Source organism: Streptomyces odonnellii (assembly GCF_000981895.1).
GTDB classification, from domain to species: domain Bacteria; phylum Actinomycetota; class Actinomycetes; order Streptomycetales; family Streptomycetaceae; genus Streptomyces; species Streptomyces odonnellii.
The window spans coordinates 1-5,702 of record NZ_LATD01000490.1 but is presented as its reverse complement, the minus strand read 5'-3'; the positions used below and the strand labels follow the sequence as shown (position 1 = coordinate 5,702).

Below are 5,702 nucleotides of genomic sequence, written 5' to 3'. Positions count from 1 at the left end.
GACCGGCAGGGACACCGCCCGTACCCGGCAGGTCGCGGGCGCCCGCGCCGCGGCTGGGCTCACCGACGCCGTGCCCTGGCTGGTCGGCCTGATCTCCGGTGCCGCCCTGCTCCTCGGCACCGGCGCGCTCGTCGGCTCCTGGCTCAGCGGCGAGGTGCCCGGCCAGGCGGCCAAGGGCACCGACTCGTTCCTGGAGTCCATCGCCGACATCGCGCAGTCGGTGGGCTCCTGGCTGATCGGCCTCGGCTTCATCCTGTTCGTCACCTGGGGCCGCCGCGCCTACCGCGATGCCTCGGCCCGGCGCACCATCGGCATCCTCTGGGACGTCGGCACCTTCTGGCCGCGCGCCGCCCACCCCTTCGCGCCGCCCTGCTACGCCGAGCGCGCCGTCCCCGACCTGACCTGGCGGATCGCGGCCTGGACCGGGACGACCGGCGGCAGGCTCGTCCTCTCGGGCCACTCGCAGGGCAGTGTGCTGGCCGCGGCGGCCGTCTGGCAGTTGCCCGCCGCCGTACGTCACCGGGTGGCGCTGCTGACGTACGGGTCACCGCTGGAGCGGCTGTACGGGCGCTGGTTCCCGGCGTACTTCGGCGCGGGGCCGCTCGGCGAGCTGAGCAGGGAGGTGCACTGCTGGCGTAATCTGTGGCGGGTCACCGACCCGATCGGCGGGCCGGTCAGGGTCCCCGCCCACGACGGCCGGCCCGAGGTGGACTGCGAGCCGTTCAAGGACCCGCTCGTCTTCGGCCGTACGGCGCTGCGCCCGCTGCCCGAGCCGGTCCTCGGCCACTCCGACTACCAGGCGGACCCCGCCTTCGCGGCGGAACGGGCCGCGCTGCTCGACCGGCTGCCCCCGCCGGCGGTGCCCCACCAGCGGACCACGGAGGAGCCGGCCGAGGAGCCCACCGAGACGCCCATCGAGCGGCCGACTCAATGACGCCGGTTTCTCAGGGCAGTTCGGGCAGATCGTCCGCGTAGAGCAGGGTCAGATCGTCGGTACTGGCCTCCGGCAACTGGGCGACCCGGCCCGCGTGCCGCTCCACCATCGACTCGAACGTCTGGCGCGCGGTACGGCCGTTGCCGAAGGCGGGGCCCTTGGGCAGCTCCGTGAAGTACTTCACCAGGGCCTCGGCCGTACCGTCCGCGAGCCGGTACTCCTGCTCCTCGGACTGCTGCTGCACGATCCGCAGCAGCTCCGCCGGATCGTAGTCGGTGAAAGTGATGGTCCGTGAGAAACGGGACGCCACACCGGGGTTGACCGTCAGGAAGCGCTCCATCTCCGCGGTGTACCCGGCGACGATCACGACCACGGCGTCCCGGTGGTCCTCCATCAGCTTCACCAGGGTGTCGATGGCTTCCTTGCCGAAGTCCCGCCCCGAGTCCTCGGGGGAGAGGGCGTACGCCTCGTCGATGAAGAGCACTCCGCCGCGCGCCCGGTCGAAGGCCTCCTGCGTACGGATCGCGGTGGAGCCGATGTGCTCACCGACCAGGTCGACCCGGGACACCTCGACGAGATGGCCGCGCTCCAGCACTCCGAGGGAGTGCAGGATCTCGCCGTACAGCCGGGCCACCGTGGTCTTGCCGGTGCCGGGGGAGCCGGTGAAGACGAGATGGCGGCGGACCGAGGCGGCCTTGAGGCCCGCCTCCTTGCGGCGCCTGCCGACCTCGATCATGTCCGTGAGCGCCCGCACCTCCCGCTTGACGCTCTCCAGACCGACCAGGGCGTCGAGTTCGCCGAGGACGTCCTCCGAGGAGCGCGCGGGCGCCGTGGGCGGGGCGGCGTCCGCGGGCTTCGCGGTCACGGTGGCGGGCTGCGCGGGGACCGCCCCCAGCAGACCGGTGGTCTGGGTCGCGGTCAGTACGGTGGGCGGCTCGGAGGACGGCGTCAGGACACCGCTCTCGTCGCTGGTGCAGTCCTCGACGGTCGGGCCGTCCTCCGGGAACTCGTACCCGCCGCGCGCACACCGTTCCGTACGGCACCGCGTCAGCACCGTGCGGCAGCCGTCCATCACATGGAAGCCATAGCCGCCGCTGCCGGTGACACGGCAGTTGTGGAAGGTGCCGCGGCCCTCGGCCGACACATAGAAGCCCGCCTCGGCCGGCGAGGTGACCGTACAGCGCTCGATGGTCGGATCGGCGCCCTTGGTGACGATGACCCCGGTCTGGACGGCGTCGATGGTGCAGGAGTTGAGGGTGCCGCCGCTGCCGTGGTCGCGGAACCAGGCGCCGGTCGAGGCCTCCCTGATCCGGCAGTCGTCGAGCTGCGCGGTCGCGCCGTCGCTCACCGACACGGCCGTGTTCCGCACCTGGGAGATGTCGCTGTCGACGACGTCGGCGCGCGAGCCGCGGTCGAGGACGAAGAGCGCGTCGGGCACGTCGTGCACGCGGCAGGAGTCGAGGACGACGGTCGCGCCGTCGCTGACCCACACGGCCGGATAGTCGCCCGTACTGTCGTGGATCTCGCACTGGTTGGCGTCGACACGGGTGCCCGGGTCCCAGACGGAGAGCCCGTTGCGGCCGAAGCGCCGCACCGTGGAGCGGGTCAGGGTCAGCACCGAGCGGGAACGCAGATCGACCGCGTTCTCGGGGATGTCGTGGATGTCGCAGTCGGAGAGGGTGAGGACGGCGTCGGTGTCGAGGGTTATGCCGTCGGCCGAGGTGCGGTGCACGGACGAGTCGGTGAGATGGGCGGCGGCGCGGGACGCGATCTGCACACCCGTGCCCTTGATCTCGTACACCTCGCAGCCGACCGCCTCCACGCCGCTGCCCTCGCCGGTGACGGACAGGCCCGCGCCGGAGGCGTGGTGGACCCGGCAGCGCTCCAGCCGGGGGTGTGCGCCGCCGCGCACCGAGATGCCGGCCTGCCCGGCCGCGACGATCTCGCACTCCTCGAACACGCCGCCCGCGCCGTCGAGTACGCCGATGCCGACACCGGCCGGATTGTCGACGGTGCAGCGCCGTACGGTGGGCCGGGCCGCGCCCCGTACCTCGATGCCGGCCGCCGAGCGGGTCACGACCCGCAGCTCGGTCAGCTCGGGCGTGCCGTCCTCGACGAGCAGCGCGGGCGATGTGGCGTCCTGGCCCTCCACATGGAGGTCCTGGATGGTGGCGGAGGCACGGACGGTCAGCGGCACACCGTCGGCGGGCGCGATACGGACGGAGCCGAGCGAGCCCTCGGGACCGCGCAGCGTGACGGCGCGCGCCACGATGAGATTCTCCCGGTAGGTGCCGGGGGCGACGGTGAGGATGTCGCCGTCGCCCGCCGCCTCCAGGGCGGCGGCGAGGGAGGTGTACTCGCCCGTGCGGCGACGCCAACGCGAAGTTCCCGTGTGCGTCACCTGGACCGTGCCCTGTGCCATGGCGCTGTTGTGCCCCCACCTCGTGCGTGTGCGCGTGTTGTGCCGTCCGGGGCCCCGGCCCCGCAGAGGACCTGGGGCGGGACCGTGCGGCACCACCGTAGCGCGCATGACAGCGCCGAGTTGACGCGAGCGGCTGGTCCCGGCAGCTCGTGGGCGGGACTTCGCCATGCTCGCCGGGGGTGGGAGCGCCTGATGGGGCGCATGGTGCGCCGGCCTCGTCCGGCGTACGGACTGCCGGACGGGGCTCCCGGCCGGACGGGGCTTCCGGAACGCGAGCCCAGCAAGATTCCAAACGAGAGGCCCTAGCTGCCCGCGCCGGTACGGCCCCAGTCCGGGCCCGCCTCTGCCCAGGCCTCGTCGAGCCGTTCGTACCGCCGCCGTACCAAGTGCCGTACGACCAGCCGTCTGGCGCACTCCACCAGCCCGGCGGATAGCACGGCGATACCGAATCCGGCCAGTACGGCATGGAGACGCGCGGTCTCCGCGCTCATCGGGCCCTTGACCGGACTGCCGCGGTGGTCGGCCCAGATCGGGAAGGTGTCGCCGGGGCGGGGCTCGCGCAGCGGCGCCGAGACCGTCCCGGTGTGCTTACTGCCGTCCGCCGCCCACCAGTTGGCGACCACCCGGCGGCCGAGATCGTGCTCCCTCGCCGACTCGGCGTCGAACGCGCGGACATGGCTGTCCGCGGAGCCGCGTACCACCACGGCGGTCGTACGGTGCCGCTGTTCGTGCTGGCGTCCGATCGTCTGCCGCATGGACGCGTCGACCGCCCTGCCGCCGAACCAGCCGACCGCGGGGACCGCCACGGCGAGCAGCGCCACCGCCGCCAGCGCGACCCACGCCTCGATCAGATCGGTGCCCCTGCGCAGGGGGTTGCGCCGCCAACGCCAGAGTCCGGTTACGGTGCGCACAGTCCTCACACCCCCTTCCGTGTCCGTTTTAGCCTTACGGAGCACGGTTTACGCGCGAAGAGAGCGAAGAGAGAGCAAGCTCACCTCATTGTCCCCTGCACTCAGTGGTTCGTGCACCGAGTGTCCGGGGCCGGACGCGGGCGGTGTGCCGGGCGGGAGGCCTTCGTGCAGGGGCGGTTCTCGGCCGTCCGGACCGTCCGGACCGTCCAGGCTGTCCCGGCTGCTGCCGGTCGTCCCGTCGGTCAGTCGTCCCGTTCGAGGACCGTGAACGGATCTCCCACCCGGACCGTGCCGGTGGATTCGGGCACTAGGTTCTGCCCGAAGATCAGCCGCCCGTCGATCCGGCGATGGCGCCCGAGGGTGTGCAGCGGCTCCTTGCCGCGCTCGGCGGTGCGCTGGTCCGTCGTCGTGATCACGCACCGCCCGCACGGCTTCGCGACCCGGAAGACGACCTCCCCCACGGCGACGCGCCGCCACCCGTCCTCGGCCCAGGCCTCCGTCCCCGCGACGACGAGATTCGGCCGGAACCGGTCCATCGGCAGCGGGCCCTCCTCCTTGTGATCGCCCCGCGCGATCAGGGAGTTGAGGGCGTCCAGCGAACCGAGCGCCGTCACCAGCAGCGGAAAACCGTCCGCGAAGCTGACCGTCTCCCCGGGCCTCGCGAACAGCGGATCGACGGGCCGCCGCGAGGCGGGCGCGTCGAGATGGACGAGCCTGACCTCCACCCCGAGGTAACTGCTCGCCCAGCTATGCGCGTCCTGCCCGGCGGGCACCGCCTCGACCCGTGTCCCGAAAATGTCCACCTCGACCGTGCCGCCCCGCACCGGCTCCGGCACCCCGACCGTCAACGGCTCAAGGCCGGGCGCGTACAGCCGGACCCCGCCGTCCGGTTCCGGTTCCGCGCGGGCGAGTGCCAGCCGCGGCTGCTGGCGCTGGGTGACCACCTTTCCCGTGCCGTCGATCAGTGTCCAGCGGCGGTCCCCGGCGAGCCCCCAGGGCTCGACGAGCGCGCGCCCGGGCGCACAGCCGGCCATCGACTTGACCGGATGGATCCGCAAGGTGTGCAGAGTGGCGTGGACGGGCTGATGAGGCGGCTTCGGCATGAAGCCATCCTGTCAGCGGCCCCGGTCCCGCGCGCTGTCAGTACCCCCGGGGCTGGTACGGCCTGTTGTACGGATCGTCGTACTGTGTGGGCGGCGCGGGCGCCGGGCGCGGAGCCGCCGCCGGACGCATCGCCTCGTACCCCGTGGCGGGCATCGGGCGCTGCGGCTGACGCGGTGGCTGGGGCGGCTGCGGCTGGGCGGCCGGGTAACCGCGCGGCGGCGCCTGCTGCGGGATGTACGGCGCGGGCGCGTGCTGCAGCGGCATGGGCTGCGGCATCGGCTGCTGCTGGTAGCCGTTGCCGTACGAGGGGGCGGCGGGCTGCGCGGAGGGC

Annotated in this window: 4 protein-coding genes and 1 pseudogene; 1 reads left to right on the top strand and 4 read right to left on the bottom strand. The window is 73.0% G+C overall.

From position 1 onward, the window contains the following. Positions 1–934: pseudogene (locus tag WH07_RS33690) on the top strand (hypothetical protein); the annotation flags it as partial. 10 nt (positions 935–944) lie between these two features. Here the strand turns inward: WH07_RS33690 and WH07_RS33685 are convergent. The 4 genes from WH07_RS33685 to WH07_RS33670 form a co-directional block, all read right to left on the bottom strand. After that, positions 945–3,356, bottom strand: coding sequence for a right-handed parallel beta-helix repeat-containing protein (locus WH07_RS33685; protein ID WP_046508594.1), 2,412 nt, complete (start codon positions 3,354–3,356; stop codon positions 945–947). Between the two features lie 302 nt (positions 3,357–3,658). Beyond that, positions 3,659–4,267, bottom strand: coding sequence for an Rv1733c family protein (locus tag WH07_RS33680; RefSeq protein WP_046508598.1), 609 nt, complete (start codon positions 4,265–4,267; stop codon positions 3,659–3,661). 242 nt (positions 4,268–4,509) lie between these two features. Further along, positions 4,510–5,370 (bottom strand): MOSC domain-containing protein, encoded by an 861-nt coding sequence (locus WH07_RS33675; protein ID WP_046508592.1) that lies wholly within the window; start codon positions 5,368–5,370, stop codon positions 4,510–4,512. A gap of 37 nt (positions 5,371–5,407) precedes the next feature. Continuing rightward, the coding region (locus WH07_RS33670) for a DUF6643 family protein (protein ID WP_046508590.1) at positions 5,408–5,702 on the bottom strand (295 nt) is incomplete at its 5' end.